This window comes from Amycolatopsis sp. lyj-346, assembly GCF_046548975.1.
Lineage (GTDB): Bacteria > Actinomycetota > Actinomycetes > Mycobacteriales > Pseudonocardiaceae > Amycolatopsis.
In genome coordinates this window covers 427,072-449,384 of record NZ_JAJPWT010000004.1, presented here as the reverse complement: position 1 = coordinate 449,384, position 22,313 = coordinate 427,072, and the positions used below count along the sequence as shown (strand labels likewise).

18 protein-coding genes are annotated in these 22,313 nt (G+C 70.7%); 8 read left to right on the top strand and 10 right to left on the bottom strand.

Annotated elements, in window-relative coordinates; all coding sequences use genetic code 11:
• Positions 1-79 precede the first annotated feature (79 nt).
• On the top strand, positions 80-1,423 hold the full coding sequence (locus tag ACLJQE_RS17045; protein WP_410640189.1) for an alpha/beta fold hydrolase: 1,344 nt from the start codon (positions 80-82) through the stop codon (positions 1,421-1,423).
• A 229-nt stretch (positions 1,424-1,652) separates the two neighbouring features.
• Here the strand turns inward: ACLJQE_RS17045 and ACLJQE_RS17040 are convergent, their stop codons facing one another.
• From ACLJQE_RS17040 to ACLJQE_RS17000, 9 genes are read right to left on the bottom strand one after another with little or no spacing between them, the layout of a single operon-like run.
• Positions 1,653-2,027, bottom strand: coding sequence for a winged helix-turn-helix transcriptional regulator (locus ACLJQE_RS17040; RefSeq protein ID WP_410640188.1), 375 nt, complete (start codon positions 2,025-2,027; stop codon positions 1,653-1,655).
• A gap of 35 nt (positions 2,028-2,062) precedes the next feature.
• Positions 2,063-2,659, bottom strand: a complete 597-nt coding sequence (locus tag ACLJQE_RS17035) for a TetR/AcrR family transcriptional regulator (protein ID WP_410640187.1) — start codon at positions 2,657-2,659, stop codon at positions 2,063-2,065.
• Positions 2,656-3,492: an SDR family oxidoreductase gene (locus ACLJQE_RS17030; protein WP_410640186.1), complete on the bottom strand. Its 837-nt coding sequence runs from the start codon at positions 3,490-3,492 to the stop codon at positions 2,656-2,658. Before ACLJQE_RS17030 ends, ACLJQE_RS17035 begins: the two co-directional genes overlap by 4 nt.
• A gap of 60 nt (positions 3,493-3,552) precedes the next feature.
• Complete coding sequence (locus tag ACLJQE_RS17025) at positions 3,553-4,719, bottom strand: acyl-CoA dehydrogenase family protein (RefSeq protein WP_410640185.1); 1,167 nt, start codon at positions 4,717-4,719, stop codon at positions 3,553-3,555.
• Positions 4,716-6,707 carry an acetyl/propionyl/methylcrotonyl-CoA carboxylase subunit alpha gene (locus ACLJQE_RS17020; protein ID WP_410640184.1) on the bottom strand — a complete coding sequence of 664 codons (1,992 nt, stop codon included), beginning with the start codon at positions 6,705-6,707 and terminating at the stop codon, positions 4,716-4,718. Before ACLJQE_RS17020 ends, ACLJQE_RS17025 begins: the two co-directional genes overlap by 4 nt.
• Positions 6,708-6,714: 7 nt before the next feature.
• Entirely contained in the window at positions 6,715-8,313 is a 1,599-nt protein-coding gene (locus tag ACLJQE_RS17015) for an acyl-CoA carboxylase subunit beta (RefSeq protein WP_410640183.1), read from the bottom strand.
• Positions 8,310-9,458: an acyl-CoA dehydrogenase family protein gene (locus ACLJQE_RS17010; protein WP_410640182.1), complete on the bottom strand. Its 1,149-nt coding sequence runs from the start codon at positions 9,456-9,458 to the stop codon at positions 8,310-8,312. The genes ACLJQE_RS17015 and ACLJQE_RS17010 overlap by 4 nt, the downstream gene beginning before the upstream one ends.
• On the bottom strand, positions 9,455-11,149 hold the full coding sequence (locus tag ACLJQE_RS17005) for an acyclic terpene utilization AtuA family protein (protein ID WP_410640181.1): 1,695 nt from the start codon (positions 11,147-11,149) through the stop codon (positions 9,455-9,457). The genes ACLJQE_RS17010 and ACLJQE_RS17005 overlap by 4 nt, the downstream gene beginning before the upstream one ends.
• Positions 11,146-11,970, bottom strand: coding sequence for a TIGR03084 family metal-binding protein (locus ACLJQE_RS17000; protein WP_410640180.1), 825 nt, complete (start codon positions 11,968-11,970; stop codon positions 11,146-11,148). Before ACLJQE_RS17000 ends, ACLJQE_RS17005 begins: the two co-directional genes overlap by 4 nt.
• Positions 11,971-12,105: 135 nt before the next feature.
• Between ACLJQE_RS17000 and ACLJQE_RS16995 the strand changes: the two genes are divergently transcribed.
• The 5 genes from ACLJQE_RS16995 (at position 12,106) to ACLJQE_RS16975 (ending at position 19,125) form a co-directional block, all read left to right on the top strand.
• Positions 12,106-13,341, top strand: a complete 1,236-nt coding sequence (locus ACLJQE_RS16995) for a DUF222 domain-containing protein (protein WP_410640179.1) — start codon at positions 12,106-12,108, stop codon at positions 13,339-13,341.
• 135 nt (positions 13,342-13,476) lie between these two features.
• Positions 13,477-14,316 (top strand): enoyl-CoA hydratase-related protein, encoded by an 840-nt coding sequence (locus ACLJQE_RS16990; protein WP_410640326.1) that lies wholly within the window; start codon positions 13,477-13,479, stop codon positions 14,314-14,316.
• Complete coding sequence (locus tag ACLJQE_RS16985; RefSeq protein ID WP_410640178.1) at positions 14,313-14,897, top strand: acetoacetate decarboxylase family protein; 585 nt, start codon at positions 14,313-14,315, stop codon at positions 14,895-14,897. Before ACLJQE_RS16990 ends, ACLJQE_RS16985 begins: the two co-directional genes overlap by 4 nt.
• A 225-nt stretch (positions 14,898-15,122) precedes the next feature.
• Positions 15,123-18,035, top strand: coding sequence for a ribonucleoside-diphosphate reductase subunit alpha (locus tag ACLJQE_RS16980; RefSeq protein WP_410640177.1), 2,913 nt, complete (start codon positions 15,123-15,125; stop codon positions 18,033-18,035).
• Entirely contained in the window at positions 17,938-19,125 is a 1,188-nt protein-coding gene (locus tag ACLJQE_RS16975; RefSeq protein ID WP_410640325.1) for a ribonucleotide-diphosphate reductase subunit beta, read from the top strand. The genes ACLJQE_RS16980 and ACLJQE_RS16975 overlap by 98 nt, the downstream gene beginning before the upstream one ends.
• Before the next feature lie 131 nt (positions 19,126-19,256).
• Here ACLJQE_RS16975 and ACLJQE_RS16970 read toward each other — a convergent pair whose 3' ends face one another.
• Positions 19,257-19,661, bottom strand: coding sequence for a pyridoxamine 5'-phosphate oxidase family protein (locus ACLJQE_RS16970; protein ID WP_410640176.1), 405 nt, complete (start codon positions 19,659-19,661; stop codon positions 19,257-19,259).
• An 82-nt stretch (positions 19,662-19,743) separates the two neighbouring features.
• Here ACLJQE_RS16970 and ACLJQE_RS16965 point away from each other — a divergent pair, with 82 nt between their 5' ends.
• The gene (locus ACLJQE_RS16965; protein WP_410640175.1) at positions 19,744-20,736 is read left to right on the top strand and encodes an AraC family transcriptional regulator; all 993 of its coding nucleotides are present in this window, start codon (positions 19,744-19,746) and stop codon (positions 20,734-20,736) included.
• Positions 20,737-20,754: 18 nt separating this feature from the next.
• Positions 20,755-22,215 (top strand): cytochrome P450, encoded by a 1,461-nt coding sequence (locus ACLJQE_RS16960; protein WP_410640174.1) that lies wholly within the window; start codon positions 20,755-20,757, stop codon positions 22,213-22,215.
• The last annotated feature ends 98 nt before the right edge of the window (positions 22,216-22,313 follow it).

Below are 22,313 nucleotides of genomic sequence, written 5' to 3'. Positions count from 1 at the left end.
GTGCGGGTGAGGTTCCGGGGGCGGAAATGTCTGTCGCAAGGCAGACGCGCGCGGCGTCGGCGGCTGCTCGAATCGAGGGATGAAAGCACTGCTCAAGCAGGTGACGGCGATCGCCGCACTGCTCGTGACCGGAGCCGGGACCGCGACGGCCACCGGAGCTCCGGTGTGGCGGGACTGTTACGACGGCTTGTCCTGCACCGGGATCGAGGTGCCCGCCGACTGGGACCACCCGGACGGCGGGGCCACGGTCACCGTCCCGCTGCTCCGGATCCCCGCGCGCGAACGGAAACTCGGCACGCTCCTGGTGAATCCGGGCGGTCCCGCCCAGTCGATCCCGCTCTTCGCCGTGCCGGGGTTCCGCGACCAGTTCACCGATCTGGCGGCGCGGTTCGACGTGGTGGTCTTCGACCCGCGCGGCCTCGACGTCACGTGCCCGGCACCGGCTCCCGCGCCCCTGCCGGGGCCGTTGACCGAAAGTGCGTACGACGCCTACGCGGCCGCCAACGCGAAGTTCGCGGCGGACTGCACGGCGGCCGCCGGCGCGGCCCGCGGGCACCTCGGCGCGGGCCAGGTCGCCCGCGACCTGGACGCGATCCGGACCCGGCTGGGCGAATCCCGGCTGAACTACTTCGGCAGTTCGTACGGCACGGTGTACGGGCAGGAGTACGCGGCCCGGTTCGGCGCCCGCGTCGGGCGGATGTACCTCGACAGCGTGCTCGACCACACCCGGCCCGATCCGGCGGCGTGGGCCCGCGCCGGTGCCGTGACGGCCGAGCACAACCTGTTCCGGCTGGCGAGCTGGTGCGCGGCGGACGCGGGGTGCGCCCTGCACGGCCGCGACGTGATCGCGGTGTGGGACCGGCTGCTGGCGACGCCGTCGGCCGGGCTGGTCGTCGCGTGGGCGGCGGCCCGGATCGGGAACGACCGGAGCCGGCCGGAGCTGGCGGCGGGCCTGGCCGCGGCCGAAGCGGGCGACACCTCGGCGATGACGCCCCGCCCGGCCCCGCCCGACGCCCGCCTCGCCCGGTCGGCGCTCTGCGCGGATTTCCCCGCACCGGACGGCTTCCCGGCGGCGAAGCGGGTGGAAGCCGAGCTGCGGGCGGCGGCACCCCGGCTGGGCTGGGCGGTCCACCCGTGGCGGGTGTCGGGTCACTGCGCCGGGCTGCCCCGAACCGGGCTGAACCCCCCGGCCGGGCTGCCGCCCATGCCTCGCGTGCTGGTGGCCAACGGCGAGGACGACCCGCTGACGCCCGCGGAGCACGGCCGCCGGGTCGCGGCTCAGCTGCACGGAAGGTACCTGACGGCGGCGGGGGGTCATGCGCTGTACCTGCGGGGGAACGCGTGCGTGCGCGGCCACGTGCACCGGTGGCTGTGGGACGGGGAGCGGCCACCGGCGGGAACTCGGTGCGGCAGCGCGGATTGACCCGCGGTGACGGCTGCAGGCCACCGCCCTCGGCGAAGTGCGGGCCGTGCTGCCCGGTGCCTCACTGTCCGATTTGGACACGCTGGTCGAACGGACGACCGATCCGGACCGTGGCCGGCGAAGCTCGGCGTGCGCACCCGGGTCCACCTGGTGATCCACGCCTGCGAACACGGCTTGGCGGACCGCCGTTGACTCAGGCGGCGCCCCGGCCCGGTCCACGACCGTGCCCTCAGTGCCGGGTGTCGTACACCTCGCGGGCCACGAGCACCTGCTCGATGTGCTCCTCCGCCCAGTGGGCCAGCGCCTGCAGGGGCGCGTGCAGGGTGCGGCCCAGCGCGGTCAGCTCGTACTCGACCCGCGGCGGCACCTCCGCGTAGGCGTGCCGCTCGACGAGCCCGTCGCGTTCGAGGTCGCGCAGGGTTTCGGTGAGGACCTTCCCGCTGATCCCCTCGACCGCGGCGCGCAGGTCCCCGAAGCGCAGCCGGCCGCCGCTGAGGGCGATCACCACCATGGCCGTCCACTTGTTGGCGATCCGGGCGAGCGACGTGCGGGAGGGGCAGGTTGCCGTGAGCACGCTGAGCGGCGGGTGTTCGGACACGGCCACGGCCTTCCGTCGGTCACGTCGGGTGGGTTCTCACCCTAGGCCAGCCGCAGTTCCAGCGTCCGGGCCCACTCGCGCACGATCTGGCGCCGCCTGCGGGTGTCGTCCGTGAGCAGGTTCGCCAGGCCGAGGCCCCGCGCCAGGTCGAGGGTGGCCTGGACCAGCTCCCGCACCCCGGGGCGGGACTCGTCGACGCCGAGGAGCTCCACCGTCACCCGGTGGGCCTCGCGGCCGACCCGGGCTTCCAGGGGCACCAGCACGTCCCGCAGTGCCTCGTCGGTCGCCGCCACCGACCACAGCTGCAGGGCCGCGCGGAACAGCCGTCCCGTGTACAGGTTCAGGACCATCTCCACGACGCGCTCGATGCGGGACGCCCCGCTCGGCAGGTCCGCGGCCTGGGCCCGCAGCTCGTCGATCTGGGCCTCGCCGAGCAGGTCGACCGCCGCCACCACGAGGTCTTCACGAGCCGGGAAGTGGTGCTGGGCCGCGCCGCGGGAGACGCCCGCCCGCTCGGCGATCCCGGCCACCGTCACGCCGTGCCAGCCGCGCTCGCCGAAGCTGTCGAGGGCGGCCTCGACCAGGCGCCGCCGCGTGGTGCGGCTGCGCTCCTGCTGGGGTTCGCGGACGCCGGTCAAGCCGGCTCCACCCAGAAGTCGAGCTGGAGGTCGTCCTCCGAGGCACCGGCGACGCGGTACTGCGAAAAGTCCGTGACGCCGGCCGCGCGCAGCACCTCGTCGTCGAGGAAGAAGTTCCCGGTGGCCTCGCGGCTCGGCCGGGTGAGGATCGCGTGGGCGGCGTCGGCCATGATCTCCGGCGTCCGGCTGCGGTCGGCCAGCTCCGCGCCGACGACGTTGCGGATCGCCGCGGTGTCGATCGTCGTGCGCGGCCACAGCGAGTTGACCGCGACGCCGTCCTTCTTCAGCTCGGCCGCGAGCCCGACCGTCACCAGGCTCATCGAGTACTTGGCGATGCTGTAGGCGAGGTGGCCCGCGGTGAACCACTTCTCGTCGAGGCTGATCGGCGGCGACAGCGTCAGGATGTGCGGGTTCGCCGCGGCACGCAGGTGCGGAATGGCCAGTTTGGACAGCAGGAACGTGCCGCGTGCGTTGATGTCCTGCATCAGGTCGTAGCGCTTCATGCTGACCTGCTCGGTCGGCGTCAGGTCGATCGCGCTCGCGTTGTTCACCACGATGTCGATGCCGCCGAACTGCTCGACGGTCTTCGCCACCGCCTCGGCGACACCGTCGTCGTCGCGGACGTCGCCGAGGATCGGCAGCGCGTGCCCGCCCGCCTTCTCGATCGCCTCCGCCGCCGTGTGGATCGTGCCGGGCAGCTTCGGGTGCGGCTCGGCGGTCTTCGCCAGCAGGGCGACGTTGGCGCCGTCCTTCGCGGCCCGCAGCGCGATCGCCTCACCGATGCCCCGGCTCCCCCCGGACATGATGATGGTCTTGCCGTCCAAACCAGCCATGTGAAACCTCCGTGAGGCGATGCATCTTTCCTAGGGAAAGTGACGCTTCGGGATCGGTAGTCAGTAGGATTTCGGGAGGCCCAGGGAGTGCTGGCCGACGAAGTTGAGCACCATCTCGCGGCTGACCGGGGCGATCCGGCCCAGGCGGACGGCGGTGACCAGCGTGCCGAGACCGTATTCGGTGGCCAGGCCGTTGCCGCCGTGGGTCTGCACGGCCTGGTCGGTGGCGCGGATGGCGGCCTCGGCGGCGGCGTACTTCGCCATGTTGGCCGACTCCCCCGCCCCGAAGTCGTCGCCGGAGTCGTAGAGCGACGCCGCCTTCTGCGTCATCAGCTTCGCGAGTTCGAGCTCGATCTTGATCTCGGCGAGCGGGTGCGCGAGGCCCTGGTGGGTACCGATCGGCGTGCCCCACACCTGCCGCTGGTTGGCGTAGGAGACGGCCTTGGAAAGCGCGTACCGGGCGATGCCCAGGGAGAACGACGCCCCCATGATGCGTTCGGGGTTCAGGCCGGCGAACAGCTGCGCGATCGCCGCGTCCTCCTCGCCGACCAACGCCTCGGCGGGCAGGTGGACGTCGTCGAGGAACAGCGAGAACTGGTTCTCCGGCGCGACGATGTCCATCGGGATCTTCGTGTACTCGAAGCCCGGGGTGGTCGTCGGCAGGATGAACAACGCCGGCTTGAGCTTGCCGGTCCTGGCGTCCTCCATGCGGCCGACGACGAGCACCGCGTCGGCCTCGTCGACGCCCGAGATGTAGACCTTGCGTCCACTGAGGACCCAGCCGTCGCCGTCGCGCTTCGCCGTGGTGGTGATCTTGTGCGAGTTCGACCCGGCGTCCGGCTCGGTGATCGCGAAGACCATCCGCTTGCTGCCGTCGGCGATGCCCGGCAGCCACTGCTTCTTCTGCTCCTCGGTGCCGAAGCGGGAGATCACGGTGCCGCAGATCGCCGGCGAGACGACCATCAGCAGCAACGGCGTGCCCGCGGCGGCCAGCTCTTCGAGCACCGCGGCGAGGTCAGCGATGCCCGCACCCCCGCCGCCGTACTCCTCGGGGATGTTGACGCCGAGGTAGCCCAGCCGGCCGGCCTCGTCCCACAGCTCGTGGGTCTTCTCGTCCGCGCGGGCCTTGCGGGCGTAGTACTCGTGCCCGTACTTGGCCCCGAGGTCGGCGACGGCCTTGCGAAGCGCGATCCGCTCCTCCGGCTCGGTGAAGTTCATCGCGTTCATGCTTCTTCTCCCACCACGGTGTCCGATTGCGCGTCTCCGACGACGGCGAGGATCGTGCCCACTTCGACCTGCTGCCCGACCGTCACCGGCAGCTCCGCCACCACGCCGTCGGCGGGCGCGGCGATCCGGTGTTCCATCTTCATCGCCTCGAGCCACAGCAGCGGATCACCCGCCTTGACGGGGTCCCCGGCCTGGACGGCGAGCCGGACGACGGTGCCCGGCATCGGCGCGACGAGCGAACCGGCAGCCAGCGCGGCGTCCGGGTCGGCGAACCGCGGCTGTGCCTTCAGTGCCACCGAGCCGAGCGGCGAGTCCACATAAGACACATCGGCGTGCCGCGCGACTTCGAAGGTGCGTCGCACCCCGGCGATGTCCAGGACGACCCGCTCCGGCTCGGCGGTGATCAGCTCGGCGTCGAACCCGTCGGCGTCCAGGCCGTCCCGCGTCAGGGAATAGACGACCTCGTAGTCGCGGCCGGCCACGGTGAAGGCCTTGCGCTGCCCGGCCGAGCGGACGTTGCGCCAGCCGCTGGGCAACCGGGCCTGCGTGGTCGCGGCCGCCCGGTTGCCCGCCGCGTCGGCCAGCGCCGCCGCAAGGGCGGAAAGCCGCTCGGTGGCCTCGGTGGCCAGTGGCGCGGCCAGGGTGCCGAGACCGTGGCGGTCGAAGAACGCCGTGTCGGTCTCCCCCGCCAGGAAAGCATCGTGGCGCAGGATGTTCACCAGGAGATCGCGGTTGGTGACGACACCGTGGATCTTCGCCGCGGCCAGTGCTTTCGCGAGTCGCCGGGCGGCTTCGGCGCGGGTCGGGGCCCAGGTGATCACCTTGGCGAGCATCGGGTCGTAGTGGACACCCACCACGGAACCGCTCTCGAAACCGGAGTCCAGCCGCAGGCCCGGGCCGTGGGTGAACGACCGGTCGACGCCGGGTACCTCGAAGGTGTGCAGCGTGCCGCTCTGCGGCTGCCAGTTCGCCGCCCCGTTCTGAATTACTACAGTTTCGGCGTAGAGCCGGACTTCGATCGAGTGACCCACCGCCGGCGGCGGGTCGGCGGGGAGCCGCTCGCCCTCGGCGATGCGCAGCTGCAGGGCGACCAGGTCGAGGCCGGTGACGTTCTCGGTGACCGGGTGCTCGACCTGCAGCCGGGTGTTCATCTCCAGGAAGTAGAACCGCCCGTCGGGCCCGGCGAGGAACTCGACCGTGCCCGCGCCGACGTAGCCGATCGCCTTGGCCGCCTTGCGCGCGGCGTCGAACAGCTCCGCGCGCATCGCGGCGTCGACGAACGGCGACGGCGCCTCCTCGACGACCTTCTGGTGGCGGCGCTGGATCGAGCACTCCCGCTCCCCCACCGCCCACACGGTGCCGTGGCGGTCGGCGAGCACCTGCACCTCGATGTGGCGCCCGGTCTCCAGGTACCGCTCGCAGAAGACGGTCGGGTCGCCGAACGCCGACCCGGCTTCCGCACTGGCGCCTTCCACCGCCTCGGCCAGCTCGTCGAGCGACCGGACCACGCGCATCCCGCGGCCGCCACCCCCGGCGGACGCCTTGACCAGCAACGGCAAGTCGTCGGAAGTGACCGAGGCCGGGTCCAGTCCGGACAGCACCGGGACACCCGCGGCGGCCATCAGCCGCTTGGACTCCACTTTGGAGCCCATGGTCTCGATGGCCGCCGGCGGCGGCCCGACCCACGTCAGCCCGGCGTCGAGCACCGCCCGCGCGAAGGCGGCGTTCTCGGACAGGAAGCCGTACCCGGGGTGGACGGCGTCGGCGCCGGTCTCGGCCGCCGCCTTGACCAGCAGCTCCGCCCGCAGGTACGTCTCCGACGGCGCGTTGCCGGGCAGCCGGACGGCCGCGTCGGCCTCACGGGCGTGCGGCGCGGCGGCATCGGCGTCGGAGAACACCGCGACCGTGCCGATGCCGGCGTCGCGGCAGGTGCGGAAGACGCGGCGGGCGATCTCGCCGCGGTTGGCGACCAGCAGGTTCTGGATCATCGCTCGCTCACATCCGGAAGACGCCGAAGCCCTCGGCGCCCTTCACTGGTCCATTGTGGATCGCGGACAGGCTCAGCCCCAGCACAGTGCGGGTGTCGCGCGGGTCGATGATGCCGTCGTCGTAGAGCATGCCGGAGAGGAACATCGGCATCGACTCGGCTTCGATCTGGCCTTCCACCATGGCGCGCATGGCTTTGTCGTTCTCCTCGTTGTACTCCTGGCCGCGGCTTTCGGCCGCCGCGCGGGCCACGATGGACAGCACGCCGGCCAGCTGCGCCGGCCCCATCACCGCGGACTTCGCGCTCGGCCACGCGAACAGGAACCGGGGATCGTAGGCCCGGCCGCACATCCCGTAGTGCCCGGCGCCGTAGGACGCTCCCATGAGGACGGACAGGTGCGGCACCTTCGAGTTCGACACGGCGTTGATCATCATCGCGCCGTGCTTGATGATGCCGCTCTGCTCGTACTCCTTGCCGACCATGTAGCCGGTCGTGTTGTGCAGGAACACCAACGGTGTGTGGATCTGGTTGGCCAGCTGGATGAACTGCGCGGCCTTCTGCGACTCCTCGCCGAACAGCACGCCCTGTGCGTTGGCCAGCACGCCGACCGGGTAACCGTGGATGCTCGCCCAGCCCGTCACCAGGCTCGGCCCGTACAGGGGCTTGAACTCGTCGAAGTCGGAGCCGTCGACGACGCGGGCGATGACTTCGCGGGGGTCGAAGGGCACCTTGAGGTCGGTCGGCACGATGCCGAGCAGGTCCTCGGCGTCGTACCGCGGCTCGGCGTAGTCCGGCTTCGGCGTCGGCCCCTGCTTGGTCCAGTTCAGCCGCTTGACGATGTTCCGGCCCAGCCGGATCGCGTCGGCCTCGTCGACGGCCAGGTAGTCGGCCAGGCCCGAGGTCCGGGCGTGCATCTCGGCGCCGCCGAGCGACTCGTCGTCGGACTCCTCGCCGGTCGCCATCTTGACCAGCGGTGGCCCGCCCAGGAACACCTTGGCGCGCTCCTTGACCATCACGACGTAGTCGGACATGCCCGGCAGGTACGCGCCGCCCGCGGTGGAGTTGCCGAACACGAGCGCGATCGTCGGGCAGCCCGCGGCCGAAGCCCGCGTGAGGTCGCGGAAGATCCGGCCGCCGGGGATGAAGATCTCCTTCTGCGTCGGCAGGTCCGCGCCGCCGGACTCGACGAGGTTGATCGACGGCAGCCGGTTCTGCGCGGCGATGTCCGCGGCCCGGAAGCTCTTCTTGGTCGTCCACGGGTTGCTCGCGCCGCCCTTGACCGTCGGGTCACTGGCCGAGATCAGGCACTCGACACCCTCGACGACGCCGATGCCGGTCACCAGGCTGGCGCCGACGCGGTAATCGGTACCCCAGGCGGCCAGCGGCGAAAGCTCCAGGAAGGGCGCGTCCTCGTCGAGGAGCAGCTCGATCCGTTCCCGCGCGAGGAGCTTGCCGCGCTTGCGGTGCCGTTCGACGTACTTCTCACCGCCGCCGGCGACGGCTTTGGCGTGCTCGGCGTCGATCTCGGCGAGCTTCTCCAGCATCGCCTCGCGGTTCGCGCCGAACTCGACGGTCCGCGTGTCCACAGTGGACCTCAAAGCAGTCACGAGGTGTATCCCAATCGCTTCGCGGCCAGGCCGGTGAGGATCTCGGTGGTGCCGCCGCCGATGCCGAGGATCCGGACGTCGCGGTAGTGGCGCTCCACTTCGGACTCGCGCATGTAGCCGAGCCCGCCGTGCAGCTGGACGGCCTCGCTGACCACCCATTCGGCGGCCTCGACGGCGGTGTTCTTGGCGAAACAGGCTTCGGCGACGACCTCCTCGCCCGAGACGTGCCGGATCGCGGTCTGCCGGGTGTAGGTCCGCGCCACGTCGATCCGGCGCGCCATCTCGGTCAGTTTGTGCTGGACGACCTGCCGCGAGATGAGCGGACGGCCGAACGTCTCCCGCAACCGGCACCAGTCCAGGGTCAGGTCGAGGGCGCGCTGGGCGTGCGCGTACGCCTGCACGGCCAGGGAAAGCCGTTCGGTGACGAACTGGGTGGCCACCTGCGCGAACCCACTGTTCTCGGCGCCGACGAGGTGCTCCACCGGCACCCGGACGTCCACGTAGGACAGTTCGGCGGTGTCGGAGCAGAGCCAGCCCATCTTTTCGAGCTTGCGGCTCACCGTGAATCCCGGCGTCCTGCGTTCGACGACGATCAGCGAGAGCCCGTGCGCGCCGTCGCCGCCGGTGCGCACCACCGTCGTCACGAAGTCCGCGCGGCAGCCGGAGGTGATGAACGTCTTGGCCCCGTTGACGACGTACTCGTCGCCCTCGCGGACGGCGGTGGTCCGGATCCCGGCGACGTCGGAGCCGCCGTCCGGCTCGGTCACCGCGAGGGCGCCGATCTTGGCCCCGGCCAGTGCCGGGCGCACCCAGCGCTCGAGCTGGACCGGGTCGCCCGCCTCGGCGAGGTGCGGGACGGCGATCCCGCAGGTGAACAGCGACGCGAAGAGCCCGCCGGAGCCACCCGCGTAGTGCATCTCCTCCGCGACGACCAGCGCGTCGAGGTAGTTGCCGTCGCCCCCGCCGATCTCCTCGGGGAAGGCGACCCCCAGCAGGCCGAGCGCACCGGCCTTGCGGTGCAGGTCGCGCGGCAGGTCGCCGGCGCGCTCCCAGCCGTCGAGGTGCGGCAGGACCTCCTGGTCGACGAACTTCCGCACGGTCTGGCGCAGTTCGGCCCGTTCGGGCGTCCGGAAGGGATCGGTCACAGCAGGGCCTCCGGCACGTCGAGCTCCCGCGACCGCAGCCACTCGCCGAGGGCCTTGGCCTGCGGGTCGAACCGCGCCTGCGACGCGACACCCTCGCCGAGGATGCCCTCGACGACGAAGTTCACCGCCCACAGGTTGGGCAGCAGGTACCGGGTCACCGGCAGGCCGGCGGTCTCGGGCAGCAGGCGCTTGAGCTCGGCGACGGTCAGCCGGTGCACCAGCCACCGCCAGGCCGCTTCCGACCGCACCCAGACACCGACGTTGGCGTTGCCGCCCTTGTCGCCGCTCCGGGCCCCGGCGAGCCTGCCCAGCGCCACCCGCCGCACCGGCCCGTGATCGAGCGGCTCCGGCAGCGCCGGTTCGTCCACTTCGGACAAGTCCAGCGTGGACGTCGAAGGTGCGATCTCGACCCGCATCCCGTCCGGCAGCACGGCGACGTGCGGCACCCGGCCCGCGTCCACGTGGGCCGCGGTGTAGACGCCGTACGGCGAGGCGTCCGACGGCGGCGTGGTGACGTGGAAGCCGGGGTAGCTGGCCAGCGCGAGTTCGACGGCCGCGCCGGTGAACGCCCGCCCGGCCACCTTCGGGTCGGCGTCCTTGACGGCCACGTGCAGCAGCGCGCTGGCCGTCTGCTCGGTGTCGGCGTCCCGGTGGTCGGTGCGGGCCAGCGTCCAGCGGACGTCGGCGGGCGGCCGGTCCTTCATGGACGCTTCGAGTTGTTCCCGCACCAGTGCGGCTTTGGCCTCGATGTCGAGTCCGGTGAGGACGAACGTCGTCTCGTTGCGGAACCCGCCGAGGGTGTTGAGGGCCACCTTGAGCGTCGGCGGCGGGGCTTCGCCGCGGACCCCGGAGATGCGGACCCGGTCGGGCCCGTCTTCGGTGAGCGAAAGCGTGTCGAACCGCGTGGTGACGTCCGGCCCGGCGTACCGCGCGCCGGTGATTTCGTACAGCAGCTGGGCGGTGACCGTGCCGGTGTTGACCACGCCCCCGGTGCCCGGGTGCTTGGTGATGACACTGGACCCGTCGGCCTCGAGCTCGGCGATCGGGAATCCGGGCACGCCGAGCGAGTGCTCGGTGAAGAAGGCGTAGTTGCCGCCGGTGGCCTGGGCACCGCATTCGATGACGTGGCCCGCGGCGACCGCGCCGGCCAGCGCGTCGAAGTCGTCGCGAGCCCAGCCGAAGTGCGCGGCGGCCGGGCCGACGACGACGGAGGCGTCGGTGACGCGGCCGGTGACGACGACGTCGGCGCCCGCGTTCAGGCACTCCGCGATGCCCCAGGCGCCGAGGTAGGCGTTGGCGGTCAGTGGTTTCCCGAGGCCCAGCTCGTCGGCGCGGGCCACGAGGTCGTCGCCCTCGACGTGCGCGACCTTGACGTCGAGGCCCAGTTTTTCCGCCAGCTCCCGGAGCGCGCCGGCGAGCCCGGCGGGGTTGAGCCCGCCCGCGTTCGCGACGATCTTGACGCCGTTGTCCCGCGCCAGCCCGAGGTTCTCCTCCAGCTGCCGGAGGAACGTCTTGGCGTAGCCGCGGGTGGCGTCCTTCATCCGGTCGCGGCCCAGGATGAGCATGGTGAGTTCGGCCAGGTAGTCGCCGGTCAGGACGTCCAGGGGCCCGCCGGTGAGCATCTCGCGCACCGCCGAGAAGCGGTCACCGTAGAAGCCGGAGGCGTTGCCGATGCGATAACGCTGTGTCACGGCCGGCTCCGCGGGGAAGAATCCGTCGCCGGGGCGAACTGCCCCGGCTTCCGGCCGCTCCCGGGCGGACCGGCGAAGGCCTGCGCGATGCCGAGCCACTCCTCGACGTCGGCGCCGTGGGCGACGAGATCGGTGTCGGCGGGGTGCCGCCGCTGGGTCACGACGAGACAGAAGTCCAGCGCGGTGCCGGTGAGCTTCTGCTCGGCGTCCTCGGGGCCGAACGCCCAGGTGGAGCCGTCGGGCGCGGTGAGCTCGACGCGGAACTGTTCGACCGGCGGCGCGAGCGAGTGGACCTTGTAGGCGAAGTCGCGGGTGCGGGTGCCGAACCGGGCGATGTGCCAGAGGCGGGCAGCCGGCTCGCGGGTCAGGCCGAGGGCGTCGAAGATGTCCTGGCCGTGCGCCCAGGTTTCCATCATCCGCGCGGTCGCCATCGAGGCGGCACTCATCGGCGGCCCGTACCAGGGCAGCTTCCGGCCGTCCGGCACCGCGGCCAGTGCCCCGGCCAGCAGCCGGCGGCCTTCGCGCCAGTCTTCGAGAATCTCCCGCGGCGGCCGCTGCGCCCCGGCGACGGCCCCGTCGTCGACGTAGGTCTCCCCGGTTTTGAGGAGTGCTTCGACCTCGGCCTGCCAGTCTTCCGGGTGCGCGGCCGCGATCAGGGCCTTGCGGTCGGTCCAGGCCAGGTGCGCGACCTGGTGCGCAATCGTCCACCCCGCGGCCGGCGTCGCCCGCGCCCAGTCGGCCGCGGGCAACGCCGCCACGACGTCGTCGATCGTCCGTGTCTCCGCGTCGAGATCCCCGAGGATCACGCCGAGATCCGCCATCGTCCGCCTCCTTGCGTCCTGAGGCTCAGGGTGGCACCGGGGCCCGGAAAAATCAAGCACGCCTGATTGTTTTATCTATCCAGTTGCACCCTTTCGTGTGATGAACGTGTGTTCGATGATTGGTAGTTTGGAGGTATGACCAGCAGTGCAGTGCTTTCCTCTTCTTCTGATGCGGTGGCTTTGGCCGATCGCATCGGTGAGTTGGTGGCGTGCATGCGGTCTGCCGAAGCCGAACTCGGGGCTGTGCTGGTGGAGGTTGAGCAGCGTGGGGTGATGGAGCTGTTCGGCTACCGTTCTGTCGTCCGGTTGCTGGAGCAGCTGGCCGATATCCCGAAGTCCGCCGCTGAACGGATCGTGAAACGGGCCCGTCTGGTGAGCCCGGGCCGCAATCTCGACGGGAGCCCGATTCCGGCGTTGGCCCCCGCCACCGGCGCGGCTGCCCGGGCTGGGCGGTTGAGCAACCCGATGATCGATGTGATCACCGATGTCCTCGGCCAGGTTCCGCCCGAGCACCACGCCAGCGCCGAGGCCGACCTGCTTGCCTTTGCCGCCGAGGCTGGGCATAAGCAGGTCGCTGCACTGGGGGCCCGCATCCTTGCTCACCTGGCCCCTGACGGTGAGGAACCCGCCGTCGCCGAACCGGTGATCCCGCCGCGGGAGCTGTTCCTGCGGCGCCGACGGTCCGGGATGTGGGAGTTGAACGCCCGGTTCGATGACGAGACCGGCACCCGCGCCAGCGCCCTCCTGGATGCCCTGGCCGAACGCCGCACCAGCGACGACGACCCCGACCACCGCACCCACCCCCAGCGCTACGGCGACGCCTTCTCCGACGCCATCAACCTCGCCCTCAACTCCCCAGAGCTGCCGATGCAGGCCGGGGAACGAGCCCACGTCATGGTCGCCGTATCCCTCGAAGACCTGAAGACGGGTGTTGGCACGGCGACCCTCGACGACACCGGCACCATCTCGGCCGCCGAGGCCCGCGTGCACGCCTGCGACGCCATGGTCATCCCCGCGGTGCTGGGTGAGAAGAGCGAACCTCTCAACCTCGGACGACTCCGCCGGTTGATTTCCGCCGGACTCCGCCGCGCCCTCTTCCTCCGGGACCGTGGATGCGCGTTCCCCGGCTGTCATCGGCCACCCCGGCACTGCCAGGGCCACCACATCCGCCACTGGGCCGACGGCGGTCCCACCGATCTCGGCAACCTGGTGCTGATGTGCGCCCACCACCACCGGCTCCTGCACCGCTCCGGCTGGGAAGTCCGCATCGCCGCCGACGGCCTACCCGAGTTCCTCCCACCGGTGTTCATCGACAGGCGCCGAAAACCCAGACGCAACAACCTCCACCAACCACTCCCCTTCGCAGCCTGAACACGGGAAAGGCCCGCAGCCACACGGCTACGGGCCCACACCCACGTGACCTTGCGTCTCCAGCCGGTCAGCGCCGACCCAGGACCCACTATTGACATCTTGCCAGTAGCGTCGGACTGCAATAGCTTCGTCGGCATGGCCGACTACGCCGAGATCACCTACGCCGTCGCTGACCGGGTTGCCACGGTCACGCTGAACCGGCCGGAAGCGCGCAACGGCTACACGATCCGGATGGCCGATGAGCTCGGTGCCGCCATGGACCGCGCCGATCGCGATGAGAATGTTCGCGTGGTCGTGCTGACCGGGGCCGGCAAGGACTTCTGCGTGGGGGCCGATCTCTCCCAGGGCGGCTTCGACTTCGATCCCGAGAAAGGTCCCGGCCAGGCGTGGCAGGAGCCCGCCGGCCGGTGCTCGAAGCGGATCTTCGCCATGAACAAGCCTGTGATCGCCGCCCTGCACGGGGCCGCCGTCGGGGGTGGGCTGACCATCACGCTGTCGTGCGATTACCGGCTCGCGTCGGAGGACTCGCGGTTCGGCTTCGTGTTCACCCGCCGCGGCATCTATCCCGAAGGGGCGTCGGCGTGGTTCCTCCCGCGGCTCGTCGGCATGGGCACCGCGCTCGACTGGATGATCAGCGGGCGGGTCTTCCCCGCCGCCGAAGCCCTCGAGAAAGGCCTCGTGCACCGGGTCTTCCCCACCGGGACCGTGCTGGACGAGGCCGGGAAACTCGCGAAGGAAATCGTCGAGACGACCGCGCCGGTGTCGGTCGCGGTGACGCGGCAGCTGCTCTACCGGATGGCGAGCGCCGAGTCGCCGTTCCCGGTGCACGAGCTCGACTCGAAGCTGATCGGCGGGCTCGGCGCGAACCCGGACGCCGTCGAAGGGGTCCTGTCGTTCCTGCAGAAACGGCCGCCCTCGTTCGGCATGCGCGTCGAGAAGGACCTGCCCGACTACCTGCCCTGGCTGGAGAAATGACCGCTTACCCGCCGCAGCCCTGGAACCTGGTCGCCGACGCCCACGTGTCGATCTGGCGGGTCCCCGCCCGCGACGTGCACCCGGCCGCGCTGTCCGTCGCCGGGTACACGTCCGTGTTCACCGCCTGGATCGCCTACCGCGAACCCGGGCAGCTCGCCTACCACGAGCTGCTCGCCGCCGTCCCGGTGCCCGGGAAGCGGACCACGTGCACGATCACGCAGATCTGGGTCGACTCCGAAGTCTCCCTCGCCGGCGGCCGGGAGCTGTGGGCCATCCCGAAGGACCTCGCCGCCCTGCAGTTCACCGACCGCACCTACACCGCGGCGACCGGCGACGACTGGATCGCCACCGCGGCCTTCACGCCGAGGCCGGGCCTGCCGCTCGCGCTCCCCAGCCGGTTCGACGTCCTCCAGGACCGCGACGGCACCCCGGTGCGCACCCCCGTCGGCGCGAAGATCCGGCCACGGCTCGCCGCGGCCGACTGGACGGTCAACGACGGCGGTCCGCTCGGCTACCTGGCCGGCCGCCGCCCGTTCCTGAGCCTCGCCCTGCCCGGCACGAGCTTGCGTTTCGGGGCTTGAACTGCACCTCTGGGTGATCACGCAACCCCGCCAGGGTGAACTCACGACACGCCATCTGGGGTCCCGCGCGCACCACGACCCCTACATGTAGTCTCTGGGAACCGGCAGCCCCCAGCGACGGGGAGACCGCTGCAGAGGGTCGCCGGGCAGCTTTCAAGAAACCGCAGCGCACGGCCTCGTGAGGTCGTGTGGCGATCGAACGCGCCCAAAAACTTGGAGACACGCATGTCAGTCGAAACCGGTCAGCGGCCCGCCGCGACCGCCTCACCCACCGCGATCCGGGTCATCCGGCGGGACGGCAGCGTGTCGCCGTTCGACGCCGGGAAGATCTCGGTCGCGCTGACCAAGGCGTTCCTCGCGGTCGAGGGCGGCGACGCCGCCGCGTCCTCCCGCGTGCACCACGTCGTCGCCGAGCTGACCCAGCAGGTGGAGACCACCCTGCTGCGCCACGCCGGGCCCGAGACCGCCCTGCACATCGAGCAGATCCAGGACATCGTCGAGCTCGCCCTGATGCGCGGCGAGCACCACAAGGTCGCCCGCGCCTACGTCCTCTACCGCGAGGAGCGCGCGAAGGCCCGCGAGGCCGCCAAGCCGGCCACAGCCGAGGTCTCGCTGAACGTCAAGGGCACCGACGGCGTCCTGCGCCCGCTCGACTGGGCCCGCGTTTCCCACGTCGTGGGCGAGGCCGTCGCCGGCCTCGACGACGTCACCGCCGAACCCGTGCTGGCCGAGACCAAGCGCAACCTCTACGACGGCATCAGCGCCGACGAGCTCGCGCTGGCCCAGATCATGGCCGCCCGCGTGCTGGTCGAGCAGGAGCCGAACTACTCCTACGTCTCCGCCCGCCTGCTGCTGGACAAGCTGCGCGGCGAGGCGCTGAGCTACCTCGCCGGCACCCCGCGCCTGGCCAGCCAGGACGAGATGGCGGGTGAGTACCCCGCGTACTTCCGCGCCTACCTGCGCCGCGCGATCGAGCTGGAGCTGGTCGACGCCGAGCTGCAGCGCTTCGACCTGGACAAGATCACCGCCGCGATCCGGCCCGAGCGTGACCTCGACTTCGGCTTCCTCGGCCTGCAGACGCTGTACGACCGGTACTTCCAGCACCACGACGGCACCCGCTTCGAGCTGCCGCAGGCGTTCTTCATGCGCGTCGCGATGGGTCTCGCGATCCGCGAGGACAACCGCGAAGCGCGCGCGATCGAGTTTTACGAGCTGCTGTCGAGCTTCCACTTCATGGCTTCGACGCCGACGCTGTTCAACTCGGGCACCACGCGCCCGCAGCTGTCGTCCTGCTTCCTGACCACGGTGGACGACGACCTGGACTCGATCTTCCAGGCGTACAAGAACAACGCGCTGCTGGCCAAGTACTCGGGCGGCCTCGGCAACGACTGGACCCCGGTCCGCGGCCTCGGCGCGCACATCAAGGGCACCAACGGCCAGTCGCAGGGCGTCGTGCCGTTCCTCAAGATCGCCAACGACACCGCCGTCGCGGTCAACCAGGGCGGCAAGCGCAAGGGCGCGGCCTGCGCGTACCTCGAGACGTGGCACGTGGACATCGAGGAGTTCCTCGACCTGCGCAAGAACACCGGTGACGACCGCCGCCGCACCCACGACATGAACACCGCGAACTGGGTGCCGGACGAGTTCCTCCGCCGGGTCGAGGCCGACGCGCAGTGGACGCTGTTCTCGCCGAACGAGACGCCGGACCTGCACGACCTCTACGGCAACGAGTTTTCGGCCCGCTACCGCGAGTACGAGGCGATGGCCGACCGCGGCGAGATCAAGGTGTTCCGGCGCGTCCGCGCGGTCGACCTGTGGCGCCGCATGCTGACCATGCTGTTCGAGACCGGCCACCCGTGGATCACGTTCAAGGACCCGTGCAACCTGCGCTCGCCGCAGCAGCACGTCGGCGTCGTGCATTCGTCCAACCTGTGCACCGAAATCACGCTGAACACCAACAGTGAAGAGGTCGCGGTCTGCAACCTCGGCTCGGTGAACCTGCTCAAGCACGTCACCCCCGAAGGCCTGGACACCCAGCGCCTCGAGAAGACCGTGCGCACCGCCGTCCGCATGCTGGACAACGTGATCGACATCAACTTCTACACGATCCCGGAGGCGCGCCGCTCCAACCTGCGCCACCGCCCGATCGGGCTGGGGCTGATGGGCTTCCAGGACGCGCTGTTCGAGATCGGCGTGCCGCTGTCGTCCGACGCCGCGGTGCAGTTCGCCGACGAGAGCATGGAGCACATCTCCTACTACGCGATCTCGGCGTCGACCGACCTCGCCGAGGAGCGCGGCCAGTACCAGTCGTTCGAGGGTTCGCTGTGGAGCAAGGGCATCCTGCCGATCGACTCGATGCAGCTGCTCATCGACGCCCGCCGGGGTGACAACCTCGACGTCGACGTCTCGTCCACTTTGGACTGGGCGCCGCTGCGCGAGCGGGTCAAGACCGTCGGCATGCGCAACTCCAACGTGATGGCGATCGCGCCGACCGCGACGATCTCCAACATCTGCGGCGTCGGCCAGTCGATCGAGCCGCTGTTCCAGAACCTGTTCGTCAAGTCGAACATGTCCGGCGACTTCACCGTGGTGAACCCGCACCTGGTCCGCTCGCTCAAGGCGCGCGGGCTGTGGGACGAGGTCATGGTCAGCGACCTCAAGTACTTCGACGGCAGCCTCGGCCGGATCGACCGCGTGCCGGACGACCTGAAGGCCCTGTACGCCACGGCGTTCGAGATCGAGTCGAAGTGGCTGGTGGACGCGGGTTCGCGGCGCCAGAAGTGGATCGACCAGGCGCAGTCGCTGAACCTCTACATCGCGGCGCCGAGCGGCCGCAAGCTCGACCAGCTCTACCGCTACGCGTGGCACAAGGGCCTCAAGACCACGTACTACCTGCGGGCGCAGTCCGCGACGCACGTGGAGAAGAGCACCCTGCGCGGCACCGACGGCAAGCTGAACGCCGTCTCGGCCACCCCGGCCCCGGCCACGGCGGCCACCCCGGCGCCGGCTCCCGCGCCGACACCGGTCGCGGCACCCGCGCCTGCTCCCTCGCCCAAGCCGGAACCGGACGTCGACTTCGTCGCCACCGACGGCGCCGCCTGCCGCATCGACGACCCCGACTGCGAAGCCTGCCAGTAAAGGAACCCCTGCACAGATGACCAACGTGGAGACGACGGACGCGACCGGCCTCGGGGAGATCGAGGTCGGCGCCGCCCGGATCAACGTCGACGACAAGCGCATGATCAACGCGCGCGCCGACGTCAACCAGCTGCTGCCCATGAAGTACAAGTGGGCGTGGGAGAAGTACCTGGCCGGCTGCAACAACCACTGGATGCCGACCGAGGTCGCCATGCAGGCCGACATCGCGTTGTGGAAGTCGCCGGACGGCCTCACCGAGGACGAGCGGCAGATGCTCAAGCGCAACCTCGGCTTCTTCGCGACCGCGGAGTCCTTGGTGGCCAACAACATCGTGCTCGCGGTGTACCGGCAGATCACCAACCCCGAGTGCCGCCAGTACCTGCTGCGCCAGGCGTTCGAGGAGGCCGTGCACACGCACACCTTCCAGTACATCTGCGAGAGCCTCGGCCTGGTCGAGGGCGAGCTGTTCAACATGTACCGCGAGGTCCCGTCCATTTCGGACAAGGACGCGTGGGCGCTGAAGTACACGCAGAACCTGGAGAACCCGGACTTCGAGACCGGGACGCCGGAGGCCGACCAGGCGTTCCTGCGTGACCTCGTCGCGTTCTACGTGATCTTCGAGGGCATGTGGTTCTACACCGGCTTCGCGCAGATCCTGTCGCTGGGCCGCCGGAACAAGATGGTCGGCATCGCCGAGCAGTACCAGTACATCCTGCGCGACGAGTCGATCCACCTGAACTTCGGCATCGACTGCATCAACCAGATCAAGATCGAGAACCCGCACCTGTGGACCGAAGAGTTCCAGGCCGAGGTCCGCGGGATGCTGCAGGAGGCGTGCGAGCTGGAGGTCAAGTACGCGCGCGACACCATGCCGCGCGGCATGCTCGGCCTGTCGGCGCAGCTGTGCGAGCAGTACATGCACTTCATCACCGACCGCCGCGCGCAGCAGATCGGCCTCCAGCCGATCTTCGGCGAGACCGAGAACCCGTTCCCGTGGATGTCCGAGGCGATGGACCTGAAGAAGGAGAAGAACTTCTTCGAGACCCGCGTGATCGAGTACCAGTCGGGCGGCGCGCTCGACTGGGACTGACACCTCCCAGGCACCGCCGGCCCCGCCCTGGTTCGCCAGGGCGGGGCCGTTTCACGCCGTCACCCGCGCGGCCGGCTCCGCGTCCAGCCCGCTCGATCGCGGAGAGGGAGCTCGGCCACCTGGGCACTCGGTCAGTACGCGAAGCGGCGCACGGTTTCCGGGTGGATCACCAGCCGCAGGTGGTCGGTCTTCAGCATCGCCTCGAGGTCGGCCGCGCGCACCGGGTCGCCGAGGTCCCAGTACCGGGCCGCCAGGCGCTCGGCCAGCTCGTGCGCGCCATCGGTCTCCAGCGAAACCCGGCCGGTCACCGACACCCAGCGTTCCCGCTCCCCCACCGGGGCCGCGACCACGATCGACGCACGCGGGTCGCGGCGGGCGCGGCGCACCTTGAGCACGTCCGGTTCGGTGAACAGCTGGATCAGGCCGTCGTCGGTGGCCTCGAACCACACCGGGCGGGGCTCGCCGGTGGACACGGTCAGGAAGCCGTGCAGCGGGCGGCGGAGGAACTCGAGATCGTCGGAAGTCAAGGCGTTCATGAGGTCCAGTGAACCGGACGAGGGCGGACGATCCCATGGGTCAGGAGCCGGAATCCCTGTCCATTCGTCTAACCTCGGGATCGTGGACGTCTTCGGTGACCTGTTCCGCGGCGTGCGGGCCCACGGCTCCCTCTTCGGCAGCTCGGCCCTCACCCCGCCGTTCTCCCTGCACTTCGTCGACGGCGCACCGCTGACCCTGTGCACCGTGCTCTCCGGCGGCGGCTGGATCGTGCCCGAGCGGGGCGAGCCCGAGCCGCTGCACCCCTACGACACCGTCGTCGTGCGCGGGCCGGGGACGTTCACCTTCGTCGACGAGATCGGCACCGGCGCCGAACCGGTCGCGTGCGGCGAGTACTGCGCCGCCCCCGAACTGGGCGGGACGCGGCACCGGCGCGGCTGGCGCGACGACGGCGAGGGCCCGACGACGCTGATCGCCGGCGCCTACCCGGCCGGCGGCGAGGTGAGCCGTCCGCTGCTGGAGGCCCTGCCGGTCGTGCTGCGGGTCGACGGCGGGGGAACCGGCGACGCCGTCCTCGACCACCTCGCCGCCGAGGCCACCGCCGACACGCCGGGACAGCAGGTCGTGCTCGACCGGCTGCTCGACTGGATGCTCGTCTGCACGCTGCGCGCGTGGTTCGACCGGCCCGGCGGCGAGCCCCCGGCGTGGTGGACCGCCCAGCGCGACCCGGTGGTCGGCCCCGCGCTGCGCCTGCTGCACGACGAACCCGCGGCACCGTGGACGGTCGCCGCGCTGGCCACGCGCGCCGGGGTGTCGCGCTCGACACTGGCCAAGCGGTTCGCCGAGCTGGCCGGCGAACCGCCGCTGACCTACCTCACCCGCCACCGCATGGCGCTCGCGGCGGACCTGCTGGCCGAGCGCCCCGCCGCCACCGTCTCGGAAGCCGCCCGCCACGTCGGGTACGCCGACGCCTTCGGGTTCAGTGCGGCGTTCAAACGGGTCAGGGGCGTCACCCCCAGCGAGTACCGGCGGGCGGTCACCCGGCAGGGACCACCCGAAAAGACGGCCGACGAGGTGTTGTCAGATGGTCAACAAGCGTGCATCGTGGAGGGATAGCCGATCTCGACGCAGGAGATGGTCACTTTGCCGGGCACCGTGAGCCGAGCCGCCGAAGCACTGCGCGAACGCGTGCCGCCGCTGACCACGCTTCCCCTGCCGCACAAAGTCGACGAACGGTGGCTGCGGTCGCGCTGGCCCGTCAAGGAACTCGCGCCGCCGCCCGCGGGCAGCGGCCTCAAGCCGGTGCTCGGCGACGAGGGCCCACCGCTGGTCGGGCACATGCTCGAGATGATGCGGTTCGGCCCGGCGTTCGGCCTCCGCCGCCACGAGCTCTACGGCCCGGTTTCGTGGACCGGCGGGTTCGGCCGCCGGATCGTCGCGCTGTCCGGCCCCGAAGCCACGCAGATCGCGCTCGTGAACAAGGACAAGGCGTTCTCCCAGGAAGGCTGGAAGTTCTTCATCGAGAAGTTCTTCGAGCGCGGCCTGATGCTGATGGACTTCGGCGAGCACCACCTGCACCGGCGGATCATGCAGGAGGCCTTCACGCGGCCGCGGCTCGCCGGCTACGTCGCCGAAATGGGGCCCGCACTGCGCGAAGGCGTCGCGAGCTGGGGCTCGAGCGAGCGACCGCGGCTGTACTGGGCGCTCAAGCAGCTGACCCTCGACGTCGCGACGCGCGTGTTCATGGGCATGCGCAGCGGCGCCGACGCGGCCCGGATCAACCGCGCGTTCGTCAGCTCCGTGCGGGCGGGCACCTCCTTCGTGCGCTTCCCGGTGCCGGGCGGGCGCTGGTCGGCCGGGCTGCACGGGCGCCGGGTCCTCGAACGCTACTTCGGCGAAACCCTGCCCGGCAAACGACGTTCGGGCGGCGACGACCTGTTCGCCGCGCTCTGCCAGGCCACCACCGAGGACGGCGACCGGTTCTCCGACACCGACATCGTCAACCACATGATCTTCCTGATGATGGCCGCGCACGACACGACGACCATCACCAGCAGCGCCATGGCCTACTACCTGGCGAAGCACCCGGAGTGGCAGGAACGCGCCCGCGCGGAGTCGCTGGCCCTCGGCGACGACCTGCCCGACATCGCGGCGCTGGAGCGGCTGGAAACCCTCGACCTCGTGATGAAGGAAGCGCTGCGGCTGGTGGCGCCGGTGCCGTCGCTGACCCGCCAGACCGTCAAGGACACCGAGGTGCTCGGCCACTACATCCCGGCCGGCACCCTGGTCGGCGTTTCGCCCACCGTCAACCACTTCGCGCCCGAGTGCTGGACGAACCCCTTCGCGTTCGACCCGGAGCGCTTCGCCGAGCCGCGACGCGAGGACAAGTCGCACCGGATGGCGTGGATGCCGTTCGGCGGCGGCGCGCACAAGTGCATCGGCTTGCACTTCGGCAGTCTCGAGGTGAAGTTGCTGATGCACGAACTGCTGCGGGCGTACCGCTGGTCGGTTCCGGAGAGTTACACCGCGCGCTGGGACTACGTCTCGCTGCCGGTGCCCGCGGACGGTCTCCCGGTCCACCTGACCCCGCGCTGACCCGGCACGTGTCCCCAATCGCATACACTAGGTAACGAAAAGTTACCGTTTGTAGAGATTCGTTCACTCGTTCAGCCGGTAGACACCTTGTGACGTAC

Coding starts and splice junctions, on each gene's coding strand:
- ACLJQE_RS16970 (WP_410640176.1), bottom strand. CDS start 19,661: ATGAACGCCTTGACTTCCGACGATCTCGAGTTCCTCCGCCGCCCGCTG.
- ACLJQE_RS16995 (WP_410640179.1), top strand. CDS start 12,106: ATGACCAGCAGTGCAGTGCTTTCCTCTTCTTCTGATGCGGTGGCTTTG.
- ACLJQE_RS17020 (WP_410640184.1), bottom strand. CDS start 6,707: ATGATCCAGAACCTGCTGGTCGCCAACCGCGGCGAGATCGCCCGCCGC.
- ACLJQE_RS16960 (WP_410640174.1), top strand. CDS start 20,755: ATGGTCACTTTGCCGGGCACCGTGAGCCGAGCCGCCGAAGCACTGCGC.
- ACLJQE_RS16990 (WP_410640326.1), top strand. CDS start 13,477: ATGGCCGACTACGCCGAGATCACCTACGCCGTCGCTGACCGGGTTGCC.
- ACLJQE_RS17030 (WP_410640186.1), bottom strand. CDS start 3,492: ATGGCTGGTTTGGACGGCAAGACCATCATCATGTCCGGGGGGAGCCGG.
- ACLJQE_RS17045 (WP_410640189.1), top strand. CDS start 80: ATGAAAGCACTGCTCAAGCAGGTGACGGCGATCGCCGCACTGCTCGTG.
- ACLJQE_RS16985 (WP_410640178.1), top strand. CDS start 14,313: ATGACCGCTTACCCGCCGCAGCCCTGGAACCTGGTCGCCGACGCCCAC.
- ACLJQE_RS16980 (WP_410640177.1), top strand. CDS start 15,123: ATGTCAGTCGAAACCGGTCAGCGGCCCGCCGCGACCGCCTCACCCACC.
- ACLJQE_RS17000 (WP_410640180.1), bottom strand. CDS start 11,970: ATGGCGGATCTCGGCGTGATCCTCGGGGATCTCGACGCGGAGACACGG.
- ACLJQE_RS17025 (WP_410640185.1), bottom strand. CDS start 4,719: ATGAACGCGATGAACTTCACCGAGCCGGAGGAGCGGATCGCGCTTCGC.